We start from the raw sequence: 21,077 nt of genomic DNA, 5'->3' as shown, positions 1-21,077 counted from the left end.
GCTTATCCGCCGCTGTCTTGCGTCGTTTGCACGGTGTCACTGGCAGCCAGCGCGATGAAAAGAGCCTGGTAGCGCGCGTTCATCCGCTCGCGACCGTACGCCTCGAACGCCCGCGCTCGTCCCGCCGCTCCAAGGCGACCGGCCCAGGCATCGTCGCGCAACAGGCGCTCGAGCGCGTCGGCCAGCGCGACGGGATCGGCGTGTGCGACGAGCACACCATCATGTCCGTCATCGATGACCTCGCGCACGCCCGGGACCGCGCTGCCAACCACCGCGCATCCGGCCGCCATGCCCTCGATCAACGCCAGCGGCATGCCTTCGTAGTGCGTGCTCAGCACCGCAATGCGATGACCCAGCAAAAGTTCGGGAACATTGCGACACAGACCGAGAAAGCGGACTTGGCCATCGAGTTCCAACTCGCCGGCCAGTCCTTGCAACAATTGGCGGTAGCGCGGCTTGCCGGCGCCAGCGAGCAGCACGGGGGGCTGCAGCCCTCGTTCGCGCAACAGCGCGACTGCACGCAGAAGCGTGGCGTGGTCCTTCTGCTTGGACAGTCGCGAGACCATGACGATTCCGGGCACCCGGTCTGTGATCGGATGCGTCGGCGCATCGCGAAACGGCGCCAGTGAAATGCCGTTCTCGATGACGATGGTGCGCTCGGGTGGCATGCCCATCTCCAGCAGCACCTGACGCACGCCTTCCGAGCAACCCACGATTCGCGACGTGCGCTGCGCCAGCCAGCGAGTCTGCGCGCGCCGCCAGGCGCTGTAGCGCTCGCGGGTGTTGTGTTCAACATGAACCAGGTGCGGCACGCGCGCGAGCAGGCCGGCATAGCGACCCCACAGATGCTCGCTGAACCCATGGGCGACCAGCACGTCGGGACGGAACCGCTTACAAACCGCCAACAACGCCCAGATGGTCGCGGCATGTGACCAGCCGGGCACGACCTCGAGCGGCAATCCTGCCGCTTGCAACTCCGCGATCCGCGCCGGGTCGGTACGTCGCTTGCGACGCAACACCAACAGCGGGACCACCTGATCCTCTACGCGGGCTGCGTTCACCAGTTGGATGGCGACCTGAGTTGCCCCGCCCGAGAAGCCGCCGGTGACGAAATGAAGGACTCGCACGGGAGCGGCTACCGTCGTCACATCCATCCGCGCGACACCAAGCTGTGCTGGGCACGCGCCGCGCGCAGCCACCATCCGCGTAGCCGGCAAACCGCCAAGGCATGACCTGGTCCTTTGGGAAACAGACGGCGTAGTGCCTGCTTACAATCCTGCTCCAGCACGCGGTCCTCCTTCGGCACCTTACGTGCCAGCGATGAGAACGTACGGAGATTGAAGTAATCGATGGCCAACTCGGCTTCATGCCCAAGCCCGCCCGGCAGGCTCGTCAGGTCGGCATGCAGCTCGCACAACGAAGCGAGCAGATCACGAGTCTTTCGCGCCTCCATCGTGGCCATGATGCTTCCGCCACGCTGCCGGTAACCGATCCAGGGCTGGGCCACGTGCGTCCAGGTCCGGACCCCCGCAATCAGTTGTCCCAGCACCGCCATGTCTTCGAAGGTCCGCCCTTCCGGAAAGTGCACACGCTGCCAGACCTCGCGTCGGGCGATCTTCGACCATACATGTAACTGCCTGCTTTCCAAAATGCCGGTCACGAGCGTATCCCGATCGACGCCGGACGATCCGCGCGACGGACCGGAAAATGCACTGCGATGCAACTCGCCACGCAACCGGTGACGTAGCCCGAAATTTTGTCGCAGTAGCCTGTAATCGCACAACACCAGGTCCGGCGACGTGTCGACCGCCAACCGCAGGGAGTGCAGGCTCCCAGGCAGGATCACGTCATCCGAATCCAGGAGCCACACATAGCGGCCACGCGCATGCGCCAGCAATGTGTTGCGCGCCGCCGAAAGGCCGCGATTGCGCTCGTGCGTCACTACCGCAACCCGCGTGGGATAGCGCGCCGCCAGTTCGGCCGCAATTGCCGCACACCCGTCGGGCGATGCGTCGTCGCACAGGATGACCTCGATACCGCCGATGGCATCAGGATCCTGAGCGAGTACCGACTCGATACTCTCCCGAAGGTAGGCCTCGACGTTGTAGAACGGTACGAGGACGCTCAACCAAGGGCGATTCGACATGCGCAGTGTCCGGCGAGAGAACGTGTCAGATCAAAATTGGCTCGGTCGCATTGACGATATCTCCGCCGCCGCACCGTGCCTACGCTTAGATTCGATCAGCGCAGATTAGCGCCTCTTAAGCCGCGCATAGAAGAAGCCGTCCATACCGTCCTCACCGGGTAGGCGCTGGTGACCTGCACCGGTATCGCGGCCGAAGCCCGCGTCCAGCGGCTGCACCGCGAAGTCGGGATGTCGGGCCAGGAACGCCTCGACCTGCGCGGCGTTCTCGCGCCGCAGGATCGAACAGGTCGCGTACAGCAGTACGCCGCCGGGCGCGACCGTCGGCGCCAATGCGTCGAGCAGACGCGCCTGCAGCGCGACCAAGGCTTCCAGATCGGACGCGCGCCGGTGCAGCAGCACATCGGGCTGGCGACGCACGACGCCGGTCGCCGAGCACGGCGCATCGAGCAGCACCGCATCGAATGGCGTGCCGTCCCACCAACGCCCCACCTCGAGCGCGTCGACCGCGCGCAGCGTGGCCTGCTCGCCCACGCCGAGCCGGGCGAAGGTCGCGGCGATCCGCGCCACGCGCGGCGCGGCGACATCGAGCGCGGTCAGCCGCAGGGCCGGATCGCGCTCGAGCAGGTGCGCACTCTTGCCACCGGGCGCGGCGCAGGCGTCGAGCACGCGCGCGCCCGCGGCCGGTGCCAGCGCGGCGGCGACCTGCTGGGCCGAGCCGTCCTGGACCGAGAACAGACCGTCGGTGAAGCCGGGCAATGCGGCCACCGCGAACGGCGCATCCACCCGCAGCGCATCCGGCAGCCCTGGAGACGCGACCGCCTCGACGCCCGCCTCGGCCAGCGCGGCGATGCAGGCCGCGGGCGTGCTGCGCCGACGGTTGACCCGCAGCCAGGTCGGTGCCTGCGACGCGCTGGCCTCGAGGATCGCTTCCCAGGCATCCGGCCAGTCCTCGCGCACCTGGGCCAGCAGCCAGGCCGGCCAGCCATCGCCGGGCGCCGGCGGTGGCAGGCCGTCGCGCTGGGCGCGGCGCAGCAGCGCATTGACGAGCCCGGCCTGGTGGCTGCGGCCCATCGCGCGCGCAGCCTCGACGGTCGCCGACAGCGCGGCATGCGCCGGCAAGCCGAGCGGGTCGAGCTGGGCGAAGCCGACATGCAGCAACGCACGCAGCGACGCGTCGCGACGCGGCAGCGGACGCGGGATCCACGCCGCGAGCGCACGATCGTAGCGGGCGGCGCCGCGCAGCGCGCCGAAGCAGATCGCCTCGAGCAATGCGCGGTCGCGCGGATCGGCGAGCGTCGGCAGCGCCGTGGCCAACGCGGCCTTGAGCGAGGTGCCGCGGTGCGCGACCGCATCGAGCACCTGTGCGGCCTGCACGCGGACCGTGGCGCCGGGGGCGCCCATGTCAGGCCTGGCCCGCCGGGGCGGCGACCAGCGCCTTGAGGTCCTGGCGGGCGTTGAGATAGTCGGCCGCAGCGACGACCTTGCCGCCGGCGCGCTGCAACCGCAGTACGCGCAGCGCGCCGTCGCCGCAAGCGATATCGAGCCCGTCGCGGCCGGCTGCCAGCAAGGTGCCCGGTACGCGGTCGTGGGCGAGCGGCAACGCCTGCGCCGCATGCACGCGCACGCGCTCACCGGCGAGTTCGGCCTCGGCGATCGGCCAGGGGTCGAACGCACGCACGGTGTCGGCCAGTGCGCGCGCCGGGCGCGTCCAGTCGAGCCGGGCCTCGGCCTTGTCGAGCTTGTGGGCGTAGGTCGCGCCGGCCTCGGCCTGCACTTCGGGCACCGGCCGGATGCCGGCACGCAGCAGGCCCAGGCCGTCGGCGAGCACCTGCGCACCGAGCTCGGCCAGGCGATCGTGCAGGCGGCCGCCGGTGTCGTCGGGCGCGATCGGCGTCGATTGCCGCAGCAGCACCGGCCCGGTGTCCAGCCCCTTCTCCATCTGCATCAGGCACACGCCGGTCTGGGCGTCGCCGGCCTGGATCGCGCGCTGGATCGGCGCGGCACCCCGCCAGCGCGGCAACAGCGAGGCATGGACGTTCCAGCATCCCAGGCGCGGAATGTCGAGCACCGCTTGCGGCAGCAGCAGGCCGTAGGCGACGACGACCATCAGGTCGGGCTCAAGCGCCCGCAGCGCATCGAGCACCTCGCCGCCGCGCAACCGCTCGGGCTGACGCACAACCAGCCCGCGCTCGAGCGCTGTCTGCTTGACTGGCGAGGCCGTCAGCGCGCGCCCGCGCCCGGCCGGGCGATCGGGCTGGGTGTAGACGGCCACGACCTCACGCCGCGCATCGGCAGCGAGCAGCGAGGGCACGGCGAAGTCCGGGGTGCCGGCGAAGACGATTCTCATGGGACGGGAATGGAGATCCGGGGAGCGTGGAGTCTGGAGTCGGGAATCGAACCCGGCGGGCTCGGAGAAACGGATGACGGGCTCGACGCTGCGAATCCCCGCCCCCGCCTGCTTACTCCCGGCCCTTGCGCAGCTTCTCGAGCTTCTTGAGCGCCCGATCGCGCTTGAGCGGCGAGAGATAGTCGATGAACAGCTTGCCGTCGAGGTGGTCGATCTCGTGCTGCACACAGGTCGCCAACAGGCCGTCGACGGTCAGCTCGAACGCCTTGCCGTGGCGGTCGAAGGCCTCCACGACGATGCCGTCGGCGCGGGTCACGTCGGCGAACACGCCCGGAATCGACAGGCAGCCCTCGGTATGCACCCGCAGGTCGGCCGAGCGGTCGCGGATCGTCGGATTGACGAACACCAGCGGCTGGTCGCGCGTCTCGGTGACGTCGATGACCATGAAACGCTCGTAGGTATCGACCTGGGTCGAGGCCAGCCCGATCCCCGGCGCCTCGTACATGGTCTGGAACATGTCGTCGAGCAGGCGCTGGAACGCCGGGTCGGCGAAACGGTCGGCGGGCACGGGCGCTGCGACCTTGCGCAGGCCGGTGTCGGGGTATTCGAGGATCGGGAGCAGGGCCATGGATTGGACGGCGTAGGCGGCAGCGCGCAGGCGGAAGCCGGGCATTGTAACGCGGCGCGCAGTTGCTTCCGTTTCGCGGTTTCAGGCTATATTGCGGCGCTGCAAGGGGAGAAACCCAAGGGGAGCTGTAGATGGCCGGCACGCTCGAACGCCTTTCCCGAACGCTCCGCACGGTGTGTGCCGTCGCGCTGCTGACCGTGACCACGTATGCCACGGCCCAGCAACTGCGCGGCGATCATCCCGACACGTATGTCGTGGTGCGTGGCGACACGCTATGGGACATCGCAGGCCGCTTCCTCGACCGTCCGTGGCTATGGCCGGAGATCTGGCAGGCCAACCCGCAGATCGCCAACCCGCATCTGATCTACCCGGGCGACGTGATCAGCCTGGCCTACCTGGACCGGGTCACCGCAACCGTGCGCCCGGGTCCGCGCACGACCGCGCAGGCGCCGATCGATGCGGTCTCGCTGTCGGACATCGAGCCGTTCCTGAAGAACCGCAGCATCGTCTTCAACTTCGACCACCTGCCCTACGTGCTCGGCAGCGAAGGCACCCGCCTGCGCGGCAGCATCGACCGCGACATCTACGTCAAGGGCCTGGAGAACGCGCTGCCCGGCCAACGCTACGCGGTGCAGCGACCGGCGACCGAGTTCTACGGTGCCCGGCGCGCGCGCGACCTCAACTACCGCGGCAAGCGCGTCGCCGGCGAAAGCCACCTGTGGCGGCAAACGCTGCCCCGCCTGCGCGGCCAGGATGCGTTCCTGGGCGTGGAGATGGTCCAACTGGGCGTGGGCACCGTGGTCTCGGGGCCCACCGAGGACACCGACGCCACCACGATCGCGCTCGACGGCGGCGGCTTCGAGGCCCGCCCGGGCGACCGCGTGGTGCCGGTCGACCCGCAGCCCTACGACCTGCAGTTCTTCCCGCACGCGCCGGCCGCCGACACGATCGCCGCCGACGTGCAGGTGCTCGCGGTCGCCGACACGCTCATCACCGGTGGCCCGCGCGACGTGATCGCGATCTCGGCCGGCCGCGCGTCGGGCATCGACAACGGCACGGTGTTCTCGATCTGGAACAGCGGCGATTACATCGTCGACCGCGTGCGCCATCCCAACACCTCGCGCATCGACGCCGCGCCCGACCGCGGCTCGCGCCGCGACCGGCTGCCCGACGAGTACGCCGCGCATGCGATGGTGTTCCGGACGTTCGACCATGTCAGCTACGCGCTGGTCATGGAAGGCACCAAGCCAGTCCAGATCGGCGACCGTCTCAAGCACCCTGACGCGACCCACTGACCCGCGCTGCGGGGTCATGCGCCCAGCACCGTCGCGCGCGGGCGTTTCCGACCCGCACACGGGGCATGCGCCGACGGCCAGCGCGCCCAGGCCGGCCTAGCCTGGGCACATGCCCGACACCGCCCCTACCGATGCCGACGCGCTGCTGCGGCTGATCCATGCCGGCGGCCCGCTGGCGCCGCGGCGCGAGCTGCTCGACCGCCACGGCGGGCCTGCAGCCGCACTCGCCGCCGGCGCCGACGCCTGGCGCGAAGCCGGCCTGGACCCGGCGCAATGCCGTGCACTGCGCACGCCCGATCCCGATTGGCGCCGCTCGCGCGCCTGGCTGCAGTCCGCGCCGAGGCGCCACCTCGTGGGCTGGCACGCGCCCGACTACCCGGCGCTGCTGCGGCGCGCGCCCGGCCCACCCTTGGCGCTGTTCGTCGATGGCGATCCCACCCTGCTTTGGCATCCGGGGGTCGCCGTGGTCGGCAGTCGCGCGCCGACCGCGGCCGGGCTGGACACCGCCGCCGCATTCGCCCGGCGGTTCGCTGCGCAGGGGCTGGCGGTGTTCAGCGGCCTGGCCGGCGGCATCGACGCCGCCGCCCACCTGGCCGCGCTCCAGGCGGGCGGCGTCACGGTGGCGGTGCTCGGCAGCGGCATCGACCAACCCTACCCGCGTTGCAATGCCGGCCTGCACGCGCGGATCGCGGTCGAAGGCGCGGTAGTCAGCGAGTACCCGCCCGGCACGCCCGCGCGCCGCGCACAGTTCCCCAGCCGCAACCGCATCGTCGCCAGCCTTGCGCTCGGCACCCTGGTCGTCGAAGCAGCCTACCGCTCGGGCGCCTTGATCACCGCACGCCTGGCCGGCGAGGCCGGTCGCGAGGTGTTCGCGATCCCCGGTTCGATCCGCAACCCCAAGGCCCGCGGCTGTCATCGCCTGCTGCGCGACGGGGCGATGCTGGTCGAGTCGCCGGATGAGGTGAGCGCCGCGCTCGGCCCGGTCGCCGCCGACCTCGCCGATGCCTTGCGCGGGCGCCTGGCCGCCCCCATCGAAGACGAGGCGGCGGCCCCGGCGCCCGCCGTTCCGTCCTCAGACCCCGACTACAACCGCTTGTGGCAGGCCCTGAGCCACGACCCAAGCGGTATGGATGAACTGATCGCCCGCACCGGATTGACGGTCGCACGTGCGTCGGCCATGCTCCTGGCCATGGAGCTGGATGGACGCCTCGACGTCGCGCACGGTCGCTATTGCCGAAAGTCCTGAATGACGCGCCTCTTGGGGCGCAGGCCGGGGAATATGAAAGAAAGCATCCTGGATGTCCTGCTCTATCTGTTCGAGCACTACTTCACCGAGGACGCGGACCTGGTCCGCGACCGCGACTCGCTGCAGAGCGGTCTGCTGCAGGCTGGATTCAGCCCAGCGGAGACCAGCAAGGCCTTCGACTGGCTCGACGCCCTGGCCGAGCAGCGCCCTGCCGTGTCGGAGGTCCGCGCGAACGGGCCCACCCGCGTGTATTCGGCCCCCGAGATCGACCGGCTGGACGTCGAGGGCCGCGGCTTTCTGATGTTCCTCGAGCAGCACGGCGTGCTCGATGCCGACCAGCGCGAACTGGTGCTCGACCGCGTGATGGCGCTCGACCAGGACGAACTCGACCTCGACGACCTCAAATGGGTCGTGCTGATGGTGCTGTTCAACCAGCCCGGCAGCGAGGCGGCCTACGCCTGGATGGAAACCCAGATGTTCATCGACGAACCCGAGCCGGTGCACTGATCCGGCCGCATGCCTGACCACCCGCGATCACCCGGTCCCGTTGCGCTGCCGCGCAACGGGGACGAATCGCGCTGCACGGGTTAGCATGCCGCCCACGACGCCCGTGCGGCCGGCCAGGCCAGCGGCCATCGCGTTGCAGGGGCAGGCGGTCCGCAAGGCCGAGTCGCACCGGCTCCATGGGCTCCCGACATCGGGCACGCGCCGCGTGTGCCGATGCCTCGCCTGCCGCAACACGGTGTCGCTGATGGTCTGACGGCGGCACGCTGGCGCAGGCCGCGTGCGATGCGTGGCTGCAGCATCGTGCCCCTTCGTCTTGCCGCAGCCGCGGCATCGCTCCCCGCACAGGATCCGCCCCGATGACCGACTGGTTCTACGCCGACACCACGCATGCCCGCCGGGGACCGGTCCCGGCCACCGAACTGCTGCGCCTGTACCAGGCACGCCAGATCGACGACAGGACCCTGGTGTGGCGCGATGGCCTGGCCGAGTGGGTGCCGCTGGACGCGGTGCGCGGTGAGTTCGCCAGTGCCGCCTCCCCGGCCCCCGCGGCATCGGAATGGACCCTCGAGGCGCTGGCGCCCGCGGAAGCGAACGTCGAGGGGGCCCCGGCGCCTGGCGATGCCTGGCGCCCGGTCACCGAGAGCGCGCATACCACCGCAGTCGCTCCTGCCGGCGCCATGGCCAGCGCCTCGCCCTACGCGCCACCGACCGCCCCGGTGGCCGGCGCCGCTGCAGTGGTGCGCGGCGGCCCCGTGTTCTACGCAGGCTTCTGGAAGCGGGTCGCAGCCTATCTGATCGACGGTCTGGTCGTGGGCATCATCGGCATGGTGATCGGCGGGATCGCCCTCGCCGTGCTCGGCGGCATTCTCGCCGTCGGCGGCTCAGGCTCGGCCGGGAGCATCGGGTTCGTGCTGGTCCAGGTCCTGTCCAACCTGCTGTCGATCGCCATTGGCGCGCTCTATTACGCCTGGTTCCACGCCTCGAACATGATGGCCACACCGGGCAAGATGGCAGTGGGCATCAAGGTCGTCCGCTCCAACGGCGAGCGCATTTCGCTGCTGCGCGGCATCGGCCGCTATTTTTCGACCATCCTCAGCGCACTGATCCTGATGATCGGCTTCCTGATGATTGTCTTCACCGAGCGCAGGCAGTCGTTGCACGACATCATTTGCGACACCGTGGTGGTCGACAAGTGGGCCTTCACCGACCGGCCCGACTTGCAGCACGATGGCCTGGGAACGGTGGCGATCGTCGTGCTGGCGATCTTCGGCGCCCTGTTCGGACTGGGGCTGGTCGCGATCGTGGCCGCCCTTTTGTTCGCTTCGATGTGAACCCCGGCAGGGCTCGCGCTTGACAGCCCTGCCCGCCCGTGATTCCACTATAAAAGCAACCGACCGCCCGGGGCCCCGCCCCGGGCGGCGGCGTCTTCACACCTTTCGGGGCGCCGGTCCAACGGCGCACCCACGGATGTCGCCCCCATGGCCAAACACCTCCTCATCGTCGAGTCGCCCGCCAAGGCCAAGACGATCAACAAGTACCTCGGCAACGACTTCCAGGTCCTGGCGTCCTACGGCCATGTGCGCGATCTGATCCCCAAGGAAGGCGCGGTCGACCCCGACCACGGCTTCGCGATGCGCTACGACCTGATCGAGAAGAACGAAAAGCACGTCGAGGCGATCGCCAAGGCCGCGCGCGGCGCGCAGGACATCTTTCTGGCGACCGACCCGGACCGCGAGGGCGAGGCGATCAGTTGGCACATCGCCGAGATCCTCAAAGAGCGCGGGCTGCTCGAGGACCGGTCGCTGCAGCGCGTGGTGTTCACCGAGATCACGCCGCGGGCGATCAAGGAGGCCATGCAGAAGCCCCGCTCGATCGCCGGCGACCTCGTCGATGCCCAGCAGGCGCGCCGCGCACTCGACTATCTGGTCGGCTTCAATCTCTCGCCGGTGCTGTGGCGCAAGGTGCAGCGCGGGCTGTCGGCCGGCCGGGTGCAATCGCCGGCGCTGCGACTGATCGTCGAGCGCGAAGAGGAGATCGAGGCCTTCATCGCGCGCGAGTACTGGTCGATCGAAGCCGCGTGTGCGCATCCCTCGCAGAGCTTCACCGCGCGGCTGGCCAAGCTCGACGGGCAGAAGTTCGAGCAGTTCACGATCACCGACGGCGACACCGCCGAGGCCGCCCGCGCGCGCATCCAGGCCGCCGCGCAGGGCGCGCTGCACGTCACCGACGTCGGCGCCAAGGAACGCAAGCGCCGCCCGGCGCCGCCGTTCACGACCTCGACGCTGCAGCAGGAAGCCTCGCGCAAGCTCGGCTTCACCACGCGCAAGACCATGCAGATCGCGCAGAAACTCTACGAGGGCGTGGCGCTCGGCGAGGAGGGCACGATCGGCCTGATCACCTACATGCGTACCGACTCGGTGAATCTGTCGCAGGACGCGCTGGTGGACATCCGCGACGTGATCGCGCGCGACTACGGCACCGCGTCCCTGCCCGACCAGCCCAATACCTATCAGACCAAGTCCAAGAACGCGCAGGAGGCCCACGAGGCGGTGCGTCCGACCTCGGCGCTGCGCACGCCTTCGCAGGTCGCGCGCCACCTGACCGACGACGAGCGCCGCCTCTACGAGCTGATCTGGAAGCGCGCGGTGGCCTCGCAGATGATTCCGGCCACGCTCAACACCGTGTCCGTCGACCTGGCCGCCGGCAGCGAGCACAGCTTCCGCGCCTCGGGCACGACGGTCGTGGTGCCGGGCTTTCTGGCGGTCTACGAGGAGGGCAAGGACACCAAGGGCAAGGATGACGACGACGAGGGCCGCAAGCTGCCGCAGATGAAGCCGGGCGACCGCGTGCCGCTCGACCGCATCCTCGCCGAGCAGCACTTCACGCAGCCGCCGCCGCGCTTCACCGAAGCCGCGCTGGTCAAGGCGCTCGAGGAGTACGGGATCGGCCGCCCGTCGACGTACACCTCGATCATCCAGACCCTGCTGTTCCGCAAGTATGTCGAGATGGAAGGCCGCAGCTTCCGGCCCAGCGATGTCGGCCGTGCGGTGTCGAAGTTCCTGTCCAGCCACTTCACCCGCTACGTGGACTACGACTTCACCGCCAAGCTTGAGGACGAGCTCGATGCGGTCAGCCGCGGCGAGGAGGACTGGATCCCGCTGATGGAGAAGTTCTGGGGGCCGTTCAAGGAGCTGGTGGTCGAGAAGACCGAGTCGGTCGACCGCACCGAGGCCACCGGCGCGCGCGAGCTGGGCACCGACCCCAAGACCGGCAAGCCGGTCAGCGTACGGCTGGGCCGCTTCGGGCCGTACGCGGCGATCGGCAGCACCGCCGAGGACGCCGAGGACAAGCCCAAGTTCGCCTCGTTGCGCCCCGGCCAGAGCATGCACACGATCACGCTCGAGCAGGCGCTCGAGCTGTTCCTGATGCCGCGCATCCTCGGCGAGGACAAGGGCGAGCAGGTCAGCGTGGGCATCGGCCGTTTCGGTCCCTTCGCCAAGCGCGGCAGCACCTACGCCTCGCTGAAGAAGGAGGACGATCCGTACAAGATCGACCTGACGCGCGCGGTGTTCCTGATCGAGGAGAAGGAGGAGATCGCGCGCAACCGGATCATCAAATCCTTCGATGGCAGCGACATCCAGGTACTCAACGGCCGTTTCGGGCCGTACATCAGCGACGGCAAGCTCAACGGCAAGATCCCCAAGGACCGCGAGCCCGCGTCGCTGACGTTCGAGGAGGTCACCCGCCTGCTCGAGGAAACCGGCAAGCCGGTGCGCAAGGGGTTCGGCGCCAAAAAGGCCGCCGCCAAGAAAGTCGCGACGAAGAAGGCCGCGCCCGACAAGAGCCCGGCTGCGAAGAAGGCCGCGACCAAGAAGGCACCTGCGAAGAAAGCCGCCAAGAAGACCGCGAAAAAAGCGACGAAGAAGGTCGCCAAACAGGCGGTCGCGGCGCCTGAGCCGGCCAAGTCGCTGCTGACGCCGGCCAAGGTCGCGCCGGGCAAGAAGCGCGTGGTCAAGGCCGCGGCCGACGACGCCGCGCCGTTCTGACGCGCGGCCGGCATCGCGCATGTCCGCCCTCGCGCGTCTGGACATCGCCGCCGCGGCCGCCGTGCTCGCGCGCGGCGGTGTGATCGCCTACCCCACCGAAGGCGTGTGGGGGTTGGGCTGCGCGCCGTTCGACGCGGCCGCCGTGGGTCGCCTGCTCCAGATCAAGCGCCGGCCGGTCGACAAGGGGGTCATCTTGATCGCCGGGGAAACGGCGCAGTTGGCCGACATCGCCGACTGGCCCCGGCTCGCGCCCGAGCGCCGCGACGCGGTGCTCGCTTCCTGGCCGGGCCCCAACACCTGGATCGTGCCGGCGTTGCCCGGCGTTCCGGACTGGCTGACCGGTGACCATGCCGGCATCGCGGTACGCGTCAGCGCCCATCCGGGCGTCATCGCGCTGTGCGCCGCCTTCGGTGGGCCGCTGGTATCGACCAGCGCCAACCTCTCGGGCGAGCCGGCCGTGCACGAGGCCTCCGCGCTCGACCCGCGATTGCTGGCGCAGATCGACGGTGTGGCCGACGGGGAGACCGGCGGACGCCGCGCGCCGTCGACGATCCGCGACGCCGCCACTGGACGGGTGCTGCGCGGCTGACGGCCGCGGCCCGGATCGACCTGCATCGGGGCTGGTGCCGCGTCGCAATGGTTGCATCGGAAACGTCTGAAGTGCTGCGAATAGCGTATTGCCGCACTGCACAAACTGTGCTCTATTCGATGGCCCGACGTGGATGCGTTGCGAGATCTCCACACGCTCCGATCCCCACGCCGGCTCTGCTCCCCTGACCGGACGGCAATGACGACGATGCGGGAATCCCCGGTGCGTGGGCTGTACGACCCCGCTGACGAACGCGACGCCTGTGGCTTCGGCCTGATCTCGACGATCGGCGGCGCGCCCGCGCGCGAGATTGTCGACGGCGCACTGCAGGCGCTGTCGCGCATGGCCCATCGCGGCGGCATCGCCGCAGACGGCCTGTCGGGCGACGGCTGCGGCGTGCTGCTGGTCGGCGTCGAGGCCTTCGTGCGCACGCTCGCCGCCGAAAGCGGGTTCGTCGTCACCGGCTCTCGAATCGCTGCCGGCATGGTGTTCCTGCCGCACGACGCGGCCGCCGCCGCGCAGTGCCGAGAGACCCTGTCCGCGCAGTTGGCGGCACTGGACGTGCGCACGCTCGGCTGGCGCGAGGTGCCGCTCGACACTGCCGCACTCGGCCGCCTGGCGCTGTCGTCGCTGCCGCAGGTGGCGCAGGTGTTCGTCGAAGCCGATGACGACGATGCGCCGGCGTTCGAGCGCGCGCTGTACCTGGCGCGCCGCCGCGCCGAGCAGGCGCTGCGCGACGTGGCCGACTTCTACGTCGTCGGCTTGACGCCCGGCCTGCTCGGCTACAAGGGCATGGTGCTGCCGAGCCACCTGACCCAGTTGTTCCCGGACCTGGCCCGGCCGGACCTGGCCGCGGTCACGGTGGTGTTCCACCAGCGCTTTTCGACCAACACGCTGCCGCGCTGGCCGCTGGCGCACCCGTTCCGGCGGCTGGCGCACAACGGCGAGATCAACAGCATCGAAGGCAACCGGCGCTGGGCCCAGGCGCGCCGCGGGGTCTGGGCATCGCCGCTGCTCGACATCGGCGAGTTCGAGGCGCCGGTCACGATGCATGGCTCCGATTCGCAGAGCCTCGACAACATGCTCGAGTGGCTGCTGCTCGGCGGCATGGACCTGCTGCAGGCGATGCGCATCCTGATGCCGCCGGCAACCCAGTCGCTGGAGTACAAGGACGCCGACCTCGCCGCGTTCTATGAGTACTACGCGATCAACTCCGAACCGTGGGACGGGCCGGCCGGCGTGGTGATGTGCGACGGCCGGTATGCGGCCTGCACCCTCGACCGCAACGGCCTGCGCCCGGCGCGCTGGACGCTCTCGCACGACGGCATCTTCGTGATCGCCTCCGAGACCGGTGTGTGGGACGTCGCGCCCGAGCGGGTCAAGGCCAAGGGCAAACTCGGGCCGGGCGAGATGATCGCGATCGATCTGGCCGCCGGCACATTGCTCGACAACGACGCGATCGACTCCGTCAACCGCGCGCGCGCGCCATACAAGCAGTGGCTCAAGCGCGGCATGAGCTATCTGCACACCGAACTGATCGACCCGGCGCTGGCCGCCGAGCCCTTCCCCGCCGACACCCTGCTGGCGTTCCAGAAGCTGTTCCAGCTCACCCGCGAGGAACAGGAATCGGTGTTGCGCCCGCTGGCGCAGACCGAACAGGAAGGGATCGGCTCGATGGGCGACGACGTGCCGATGGCGGCGATCAGCCAGCGCGTGCGCCCGCTCTACGACGGCTTCCGCCAGGCCTTCGCCCAGGTCACCAACCCGCCGATCGATCCGCTGCGCGAGGGCGGGGTCATGACCCTGGCCACGCAGATCGGGCGCGAGGGCAACCTGTTCCTCGACCGCGCCGAGAACGTGCACCACGTGCTGCTGAACTCGCCGGTGCTCTCGCAGCGCAAGCTCAGGCAGTTGCTCGCGCTGCCGCGCTTCGAGCACGCCAACCGACTGCTGCACCTGTACTTCGGCCAGGACGAAACGCTCGAGGCCGCCCTGCACCGGCTGTGCGCCGAGGCCGAAACGGCGGTGCGCGAGGGTGTGGAGATCCTGCTGCTGAGCGATCGTTATCCCAAGCGCGGCACCGCACCGGTGCACGCGCTGCTGGCGACCGGCGCGATCCACCTGCACCTGGTGCGCATGGGACTGCGCTGCGACGCCAACCTGCTGGTGGAGACCGGCACCGCGCGCGATCCCCACCATTTCGCCTGCCTGATCGGCTTTGGCGCGACCGCGGTCTATCCCTACCTTGCCTACCAGACCCTGCATGGACTGGCGCGGCGCGGCGTGATCCCGACCCAGAGCGGCGACGAGATGCTGCAACTGGGTCGCAGCTACCGCCGCGGCGTGCGCAAGGGCCTGCTGAAGATTCTGTCGAAGATGGGCATCGGCAGTATCGCCAGCTATCGCGGCGCGCAGTTGTTCGAGATCGTCGGACTCGATGCGGAAGTCGTCGCGCTGTGCTTCGAGGGCACGCCATCCCGCATCGGCGGCGCTGGCTTCGCGCGCCTGGAGGCCGACGCCTGGGCGCTGGCCGCGCAAGGCTGGGACGATACCGCGCTGCCCGAACCCGGCGGCCTGCTGCACTACGTGCACGGCGGCGAGTACCACCAGTTCAATCCCGACGTGGTGCAAGCGCTGCAGCGCGCGGTCGCCACCGGCGCGCGCGAGGACTGGCGTCGCTACGCGGGCCTCGTCGACACCCGGCCCCCGGCCGCGCTGCGCGACCTGCTGCGCCCGCGCGCGGCGGCCATGCCGGTACCGCTCGACGAGGTCGAACCGGTCTCGGCAATCGTGCGCCGATTCGACTCGGCGGCGATGAGCCTGGGCGCGTTGTCGCCCGAGGCGCACGAGGCGTTGGCGATCGCGATGAACCGGCTGGGCGGACGCAGCAACTCCGGCGAGGGCGGCGAGGACCCGGCGCGCTACGGCAGCGAGCGGCGCAGCAAGATCAAGCAGATCGCTTCGGGCCGCTTCGGCGTGACGCCCGAGTACCTGATCAACGCCGAGGTGCTGCAGATCAAGGTCGCGCAGGGCGCCAAGCCCGGTGAGGGCGGCCAGTTGCCGGGCAGCAAGGTCGACGCGTTGATCGCGCGCCTGCGTTATGCCAAGCCGGGCATCGGCCTGATCTCGCCGCCGCCGCACCACGACATCTACTCGATCGAGGACCTGGCGCAGTTGATTTTCGACCTGCGCCAGGTCAACCCGCAGGCGCTGATCTCGGTCAAGCTGGTCAGCCATGCCGGGGTCGGCACGATCGCCGCCGGCGTGGTCAAGGCCGGCGCCGACCTGATCACGATCTCCGGCCACGACGGCGGTACCGGTGCCAGCCCGCTGGGCTCGATCCGCTACGCCGGCGCGCCGTGGGAACTGGGCCTGTCGGAGGCGCGCCAGGCGCTGCAGTTCAACGACATGCGCGACCGCGTACTGCTGCAGACCGACGGCGGGCTCAAGACCGGCCTGGACGTGATCAAGGCCGCGCTGCTGGGCGCCGACACGTTCGGCTTCGGCACCGCGCCGATGATCGCGCTGGGCTGCAAGTACCTGCGCATCTGCCACCTCAACAACTGCGCCACCGGCGTGGCGACCCAGGATCCGCGGCTGCGCGAACACCACTACAAGGGCCTGCCCGAGCGCGTGGAGGTGTTCTTCCGCAATGTCGCCGAGGACGTGCGCGAGCACCTGGCGGCGCTGGGCGCGCGCGCGCTCGACGAGATCGTCGGCCGCACCGACCTGCTCGAGCAGCACCTGCGCCGCACCCGCGACCACGTCGACATCGACCTGTCGATGCTGCTGCGCCGCGATCCCGACAAGCCGCTTGGCTACTGCGGTGCCCCGGCGCTGCAGGCGCCGCCCGACGGTCTGGCGGCCGCGCTGGACGCGCGCGTGTCCAAGGCGATCGCACGCGGCGACGGTGGCAGCTATGACTTCGAGATTCGCAACACCGACCGCAGCATCGGCACGCGCCTGTCGGGCGCGATCGCGCGCGTGCACGGCAACACCGGCATGGCCGACCGGCCGCTGACGCTGCGCCTGCGCGGCACCGCCGGCCAGAGCCTGGGCGCGTTCAATGCGGGCGGCCTGCACCTCGAACTGGAGGGCGAAGCCAACGACTACGTCGGCAAGGGCATGGCCGGTGGCCGGATCGTGTTGCGTCCACCGGCCGGCAGCGCGTTCGAGTCGCGGCTCACGCCGATCCTCGGCAACACCTGTCTGTATGGCGCGACCGGTGGCGAACTGTACGCTGCGGGCCGCGCGGGCGAGCGCTTCGGCGTGCGCAACTCGGGCGCGGTCGCAGTGATCGAAGGCGCCGGCGACCATTGCTGCGAGTACATGACCGGCGGCGCGGTCGCGGTGCTGGGTCGCACCGGCCTGAACTTCGGCGCCGGCTTCACCGGCGGCATCGCCTACGTGCTCGACCTCGATCGCGACTTCGTCGACCGCTACAACCACGAGTTGATCGACATCCTGCGGGTGACACCAGAAGCCTTCGACAACTACCGCTCGCACCTGCGCGATTTGATCGAGACCCACGCCCGCCTGACCGGCAGCGCCTGGAGCGCCCGCATCCTCGACGAGTTCCGCGACTTCGTCGGCAAGTTCTGGCTGGTCAAGCCCAAGGCCGCGAGCCTGGCGGCACTCGCCGAAGACCTGAGGCGGGCGGCATGAGGTCCGTGTTGCGCACATCCGCCTTTACGATCCGCTTCGCATCTCGCGCAACGGAGTCCACCTGATGACCAAGCGCGATGTGTTTCGGTTCCTCAAGGAGCCGCGCGAGATGCCGGGCAAAGTGCCGCTGACGCTGCGCACGGCCGGCGACTGGAACGAGCTCTATGGCGGCTTCGGGCCGAGCGAGGCCGCGCACCAGGCCGATCGCTGTCTCGATTGCGGCAACCCGTACTGCGAAGCCAAGTGCCCGGTGCACAACTACATCCCCAACTGGCTGAAGCTGGTGCAGGAAGGGCGCGTGCACGAGGCCGCGGCGCTGTGCCACGAGACCAACCCGCTGCCGGAGATGTGCGGCCGCGTGTGCCCCCAGGACCGGCTGTGCGAGGGCGCGTGCACGCTCAACGACGGCTTCGGCGCGGTGACCATCGGTGCAGTCGAGAAGTACATCGTCGATACCGCATTCGCCCAGGGCTGGCGGCCGGACCTGTCGAAGGTCGTGGCCACCGGCCGGCGGGTCGCGGTGATCGGTGCCGGGCCCGCCGGGCTGGCCTGCGCCGACCGGTTGGCGCGCGCCGGCATCGAGGCGGTCGTGTTCGACCGCTACGAGCAGATCGGCGGCCTGCTGCAGTTCGGCATCCCCAGCTTCAAGCTCGACAAGGCCGTCATCGCCACCCGGCGCGCCGTGCTCGAGGGCATGGGCGTGACGTTCCGGCTCGGCGTGGAGATCGGCCGCGACATCGCGCTCGACGCACTGCTGGAAGACTTCGATGCGGTGTTCCTGGGCACCGGCGCCTACCGCTACACCGATGGTGGACTGCCCGGCCAGGACCTGCCGGGCGTGCTGCCGGCGCTGCCGTTCCTGGTGCACAACGGCCGCCTGGTCACTGGCGGCGACACCTGGGGCCGGCCGATCGCCGGCTGGGAGGACACGCTCACGCTGCCGAAACTGACCGGCAAGCGCGTGGTCGTGCTCGGCGGCGGCGACACCGGCATGGACTGTGTGCGCTCGGCCGTCCGACTGGGCGCGGCCAGCGTCACCTGTGCCTACCGTCGCGACGAAGCCAACATGCCCGGCTCGGCGCGCGAAGTCGCCAACGCCCGCGAGGAAGGCGTGCGCTTCCTGTTCAACCGCCAGCCGCTGGCAATCGAAGCCGATGCGGACGGCAACGCGGCCGGCGTGCGCATGGTCGAGACCCGGCTCGGCGACCCGGACGCGAACGGCCGCCGTGCCGCCGTTCCGGTCGCGGGCAGCGAATCGACGCTGGCCGCCGACGTGGTGATCATCGCCTTCGGCTTTTCGCCGGCCGTGCCGGCCTGGCTCGACCCGCATGGCGTCGAGGCCCAGGCACCGGGCAGCGGGCGTATCCGCGTCGGCGGCGAGCGTCGGCTGCCGTATCAGACCGCGCATGAGCGCGTATTCGCCGGTGGCGATGCGGTGCGCGGCGCCGACCTGGTGGTCACCGCGGTGCAGGAAGGCCGCGACGCAGCCGCAAGCATCGCGCGCATGCTGCGCCGACGGGCCGCCGACACGACGCGGGCCGCGCTCGACGCCATCTGATCGACGCTGCGTGCCGCTGCGCGGTTTGCGTGGGCATGCGCCGGAACGCAGAACGGGGCCCGAAGGCCCCGTTCTGTTTCCATCGATGCAGCGTGGCCTCAGAACTTCAGGCCCACTTCCACCGTCAGCGTGCGCGGAAAGTAGAAGATCCCGGCATTGCGGTTCACCGACACGTAGCCGGTGTCGAGTTGGCCGCCTTCGCCGAAGTAGTTGCTGCTGCCGTCGGGTCCGCCGTAGACGTAGCTGTCGTAGTTCTTGAAGTTGAACGCGTTGAGCAGGTTCACGCGTGCGGTCAGCCGCGTGTCGCCCCCCAGCACGAACTCCTTGGTCGCCTGCAGATCCACGGTGCGGTAGCTCCAGATGTCGCCGCCGACCAGGAACTTGCCGTTGCCCGGCGGCACGAAGCCGACAAGTTGGCAGGTCGAACCGTCCCAGCCCTGGACGCCGTAGCAGGCCACGGTGTTGATCGGGTTGGCGGTCTCGAGCACCAGCTTGGCGCCGTAGGTCACCCCCCACGGCCCGTCGACCGAGGCCGAGGCGGTGAAGCGGTGCTTGGGCTGGTTGCTCGACTTCACGAACGGGAAGTACTGCAGCCGCGCCTTGTCGAAGTAGTCGAACTGGCTGTCGTTGTCGCGGCTGTTCTGGCGCGCCTGGGTATGGGTGTAGGCGATGTTGGCGCCCCAGCCCGATTCCTTGGTGTACGGCTTGTCGGCCGCCAGCAGGATCTGCGTGCTGCGCTGCTCGACGCCGTTGTCGCCCAGGATCACGCCGCCGAAGCCCGGCGGCACGCGATCGGAGGCGCCCCACGGCGGGCTGCCGTCGGGGCTGAAGAACGCGCCGTCGGGATAGCGGTTGCCGAGCGTGTAGCCGAAGCCGTCGCGGGCGAGGATGCGCTGCACGGTGACGTCGGTCAGCCACTGCCCCACCTGGTTGCTCATGCCCAGGCTGAACTGATCGCTGTAGGGCGTCTTGAGCCGGTTGTTGAGCATGAACGCCTCGGCGGCATCGCGCGAACCGGTGATACCGGCGAGCACGTCCGCCCCGCCCAGGTAGGCCGGGTCCCAGGCGACGCAACGCGAGCCGGTGATCGCCACGCACTGGCCGGTCGCCGGATCGGCGAACTCCAGGCGCACCAGCGAGATCGAGCCCTTGTGGCGCTCGAACGCGAGGTCGCGGAACAGGTTGCGGTCGTAGGACCGGCCGGCGCCGCCGTGGATCACGTGACGCTCGTCGGCGCCCAGGTCGTAGGAGAAGCCGAAGCGCGGCGCCCACGCGTCCTTGAAGTTCTTGCGGTTGCTGCCGGTGCTGATGTAGTCGAGCGGGTTGATCGCATCGATACCGCCGTTGAGCCAGCGGTCGACCCAGCGCTGCCCCGGATTCTGCGGATCGGCGGCGTAGAGCGCATCGACGAAGGCCTTCGGGGTGACGTGGTCGGTGTAGGCCGGCACGTCCTCGTAGTCCCAGCGCACGCCGAAGTTCAGCATCAGATGCGGGTTCACCTGCCAGTCGTCCTGGATATAGAACCCGTACTGCTTGGCCGTGGTCTCCACGCGCGGGCTCAGGCCGGGGGTCGCGAACGGCGCGATGAACTCCACGCGGTAGGGCTGCGCGGCGATCTGGCCGGTGGCCGGGTCGAACTCCCACGAGAACTGCGGGTTCAGCGGCTCGCCGTCGCTCGACGCCAGCTCGATGTTGCGGTAGTTCACGCCGACCTTGACGGTGTGATCGCCGTTGAACTCGAAGCTGTTGAAGGTCAAGTCGTCCTGCAGCGACCAGCCCTTCTGGTGCTGCGACTGCAGGCTGAACCCGCTGGCCGGGCCGAGCTGCAGCAGCGTGGCCTCGGTCAGCGGCGGGCGGCGGTCGATCACGGTGTAGATGGCGCCGTTGCCGAACGAGACCGGCGTCTTGGAGTTCTGCGAGTCCTGGGTGCTGACGATCAGGGCAGACTCAACTTCCAAGTGCAACACCCGGCGGAGTGTAGGGTGTCGCGATGGGAAAACAGTACAGCCACCTGAGCGCGGAAGAGCGCGCAGTGCTTCAGGTCGAGCGC

14 protein-coding genes are annotated in these 21,077 nt (G+C 69.7%); 8 read left to right on the top strand and 6 right to left on the bottom strand.

Annotated features, from left to right (window positions below):
* Positions 1 to 2 precede the first annotated feature (2 nt).
* From ABE487_RS13230 to def, 5 genes are all read right to left on the bottom strand, one after another.
* Positions 3 to 1,154 carry a glycosyltransferase gene (locus tag ABE487_RS13230; RefSeq protein WP_346452115.1) on the bottom strand — a complete coding sequence of 384 codons (1,152 nt, stop codon included), beginning with the start codon at positions 1,152 to 1,154 and terminating at the stop codon, positions 3 to 5.
* Positions 1,145 to 2,146 (bottom strand): glycosyltransferase family 2 protein, encoded by a 1,002-nt coding sequence (locus ABE487_RS13225; protein ID WP_346441625.1) that lies wholly within the window; start codon positions 2,144 to 2,146, stop codon positions 1,145 to 1,147. Before ABE487_RS13225 ends, ABE487_RS13230 begins: the two co-directional genes overlap by 10 nt.
* Positions 2,147 to 2,251: 105 nt before the next feature.
* Positions 2,252 to 3,547 carry a 16S rRNA (cytosine(967)-C(5))-methyltransferase RsmB gene (gene rsmB, locus ABE487_RS13220; RefSeq protein WP_346441626.1) on the bottom strand — a complete coding sequence of 432 codons (1,296 nt, stop codon included), beginning with the start codon at positions 3,545 to 3,547 and terminating at the stop codon, positions 2,252 to 2,254.
* Position 3,548: 1 nt separating this feature from the next.
* Positions 3,549 to 4,493 carry a methionyl-tRNA formyltransferase gene (gene fmt, locus ABE487_RS13215; RefSeq protein WP_346441627.1) on the bottom strand — a complete coding sequence of 315 codons (945 nt, stop codon included), beginning with the start codon at positions 4,491 to 4,493 and terminating at the stop codon, positions 3,549 to 3,551.
* Between the two features lie 112 nt (positions 4,494 to 4,605).
* The gene (gene def, locus ABE487_RS13210; protein WP_346441628.1) at positions 4,606 to 5,121 is read right to left on the bottom strand and encodes a peptide deformylase; all 516 of its coding nucleotides are present in this window, start codon (positions 5,119 to 5,121) and stop codon (positions 4,606 to 4,608) included.
* 131 nt (positions 5,122 to 5,252) lie between these two features.
* Here def and ABE487_RS13205 point away from each other — a divergent pair, with 131 nt between their 5' ends.
* The 8 genes from ABE487_RS13205 (at position 5,253) to ABE487_RS13170 (ending at position 19,027) form a co-directional block, all read left to right on the top strand.
* Positions 5,253 to 6,416, top strand: coding sequence for a LysM domain-containing protein (locus tag ABE487_RS13205; protein WP_346441629.1), 1,164 nt, complete (start codon positions 5,253 to 5,255; stop codon positions 6,414 to 6,416).
* 109 nt (positions 6,417 to 6,525) lie between these two features.
* Entirely contained in the window at positions 6,526 to 7,662 is a 1,137-nt protein-coding gene (gene dprA / locus ABE487_RS13200; protein WP_346441630.1) for a DNA-processing protein DprA, read from the top strand.
* 33 nt (positions 7,663 to 7,695) lie between these two features.
* Complete coding sequence (locus ABE487_RS13195) at positions 7,696 to 8,169, top strand: DUF494 family protein (RefSeq protein WP_241944127.1); 474 nt, start codon at positions 7,696 to 7,698, stop codon at positions 8,167 to 8,169.
* 356 nt (positions 8,170 to 8,525) lie between these two features.
* Positions 8,526 to 9,500: an RDD family protein gene (locus tag ABE487_RS13190; protein ID WP_346452116.1), complete on the top strand. Its 975-nt coding sequence runs from the start codon at positions 8,526 to 8,528 to the stop codon at positions 9,498 to 9,500.
* A 147-nt stretch (positions 9,501 to 9,647) separates the two neighbouring features.
* Entirely contained in the window at positions 9,648 to 12,215 is a 2,568-nt protein-coding gene (locus ABE487_RS13185; RefSeq protein ID WP_346452117.1) for a DNA topoisomerase I, read from the top strand.
* 19 nt (positions 12,216 to 12,234) lie between these two features.
* Positions 12,235 to 12,804 carry a Sua5/YciO/YrdC/YwlC family protein gene (locus tag ABE487_RS13180; RefSeq protein WP_346441634.1) on the top strand — a complete coding sequence of 190 codons (570 nt, stop codon included), beginning with the start codon at positions 12,235 to 12,237 and terminating at the stop codon, positions 12,802 to 12,804.
* Between the two features lie 207 nt (positions 12,805 to 13,011).
* Positions 13,012 to 17,469: a glutamate synthase large subunit gene (gltB, locus tag ABE487_RS13175; protein WP_346452120.1), complete on the top strand. Its 4,458-nt coding sequence runs from the start codon at positions 13,012 to 13,014 to the stop codon at positions 17,467 to 17,469.
* Positions 17,470 to 17,533: 64 nt separating this feature from the next.
* Positions 17,534 to 19,027 carry an FAD-dependent oxidoreductase gene (locus ABE487_RS13170; RefSeq protein ID WP_346452118.1) on the top strand — a complete coding sequence of 498 codons (1,494 nt, stop codon included), beginning with the start codon at positions 17,534 to 17,536 and terminating at the stop codon, positions 19,025 to 19,027.
* Between the two features lie 98 nt (positions 19,028 to 19,125).
* Here ABE487_RS13170 and ABE487_RS13165 read toward each other — a convergent pair whose 3' ends face one another.
* Entirely contained in the window at positions 19,126 to 20,985 is a 1,860-nt protein-coding gene (locus tag ABE487_RS13165; RefSeq protein ID WP_346452119.1) for a TonB-dependent receptor, read from the bottom strand.
* Positions 20,986 to 21,077 lie beyond the last annotated feature (92 nt).

Origin of the sequence: Luteimonas sp. TWI596 (genome assembly GCF_039674105.1) — a bacterium.
In the GTDB taxonomy this organism is placed as follows: Bacteria; Pseudomonadota; Gammaproteobacteria; order Xanthomonadales; family Xanthomonadaceae; genus Luteimonas.
Note: the sequence above shows the minus strand (reverse complement) of the source record. Positions and strands in the feature narration are given on the sequence as shown.

Excerpts from the sequence above, each read along its gene's own strand:
- ABE487_RS13230 (WP_346452115.1), bottom strand. The coding sequence starts at position 1,154 with ATGGATGTGACGACGGTAGCCGCTCCCGTGCGAGTCCTTCATTTCGTC.
- ABE487_RS13225 (WP_346441625.1), bottom strand. The coding sequence starts at position 2,146 with ATGTCGAATCGCCCTTGGTTGAGCGTCCTCGTACCGTTCTACAACGTC.
- rsmB (WP_346441626.1), bottom strand. The coding sequence starts at position 3,547 with ATGGGCGCCCCCGGCGCCACGGTCCGCGTGCAGGCCGCACAGGTGCTC.
- fmt (WP_346441627.1), bottom strand. The coding sequence starts at position 4,493 with ATGAGAATCGTCTTCGCCGGCACCCCGGACTTCGCCGTGCCCTCGCTG.
- def (WP_346441628.1), bottom strand. The coding sequence starts at position 5,121 with ATGGCCCTGCTCCCGATCCTCGAATACCCCGACACCGGCCTGCGCAAG.
- ABE487_RS13205 (WP_346441629.1), top strand. The coding sequence starts at position 5,253 with ATGGCCGGCACGCTCGAACGCCTTTCCCGAACGCTCCGCACGGTGTGT.
- dprA (WP_346441630.1), top strand. The coding sequence starts at position 6,526 with ATGCCCGACACCGCCCCTACCGATGCCGACGCGCTGCTGCGGCTGATC.
- ABE487_RS13195 (WP_241944127.1), top strand. The coding sequence starts at position 7,696 with ATGAAAGAAAGCATCCTGGATGTCCTGCTCTATCTGTTCGAGCACTAC.
- ABE487_RS13190 (WP_346452116.1), top strand. The coding sequence starts at position 8,526 with ATGACCGACTGGTTCTACGCCGACACCACGCATGCCCGCCGGGGACCG.
- ABE487_RS13185 (WP_346452117.1), top strand. The coding sequence starts at position 9,648 with ATGGCCAAACACCTCCTCATCGTCGAGTCGCCCGCCAAGGCCAAGACG.
- ABE487_RS13180 (WP_346441634.1), top strand. The coding sequence starts at position 12,235 with ATGTCCGCCCTCGCGCGTCTGGACATCGCCGCCGCGGCCGCCGTGCTC.
- gltB (WP_346452120.1), top strand. The coding sequence starts at position 13,012 with ATGCGGGAATCCCCGGTGCGTGGGCTGTACGACCCCGCTGACGAACGC.
- ABE487_RS13170 (WP_346452118.1), top strand. The coding sequence starts at position 17,534 with ATGACCAAGCGCGATGTGTTTCGGTTCCTCAAGGAGCCGCGCGAGATG.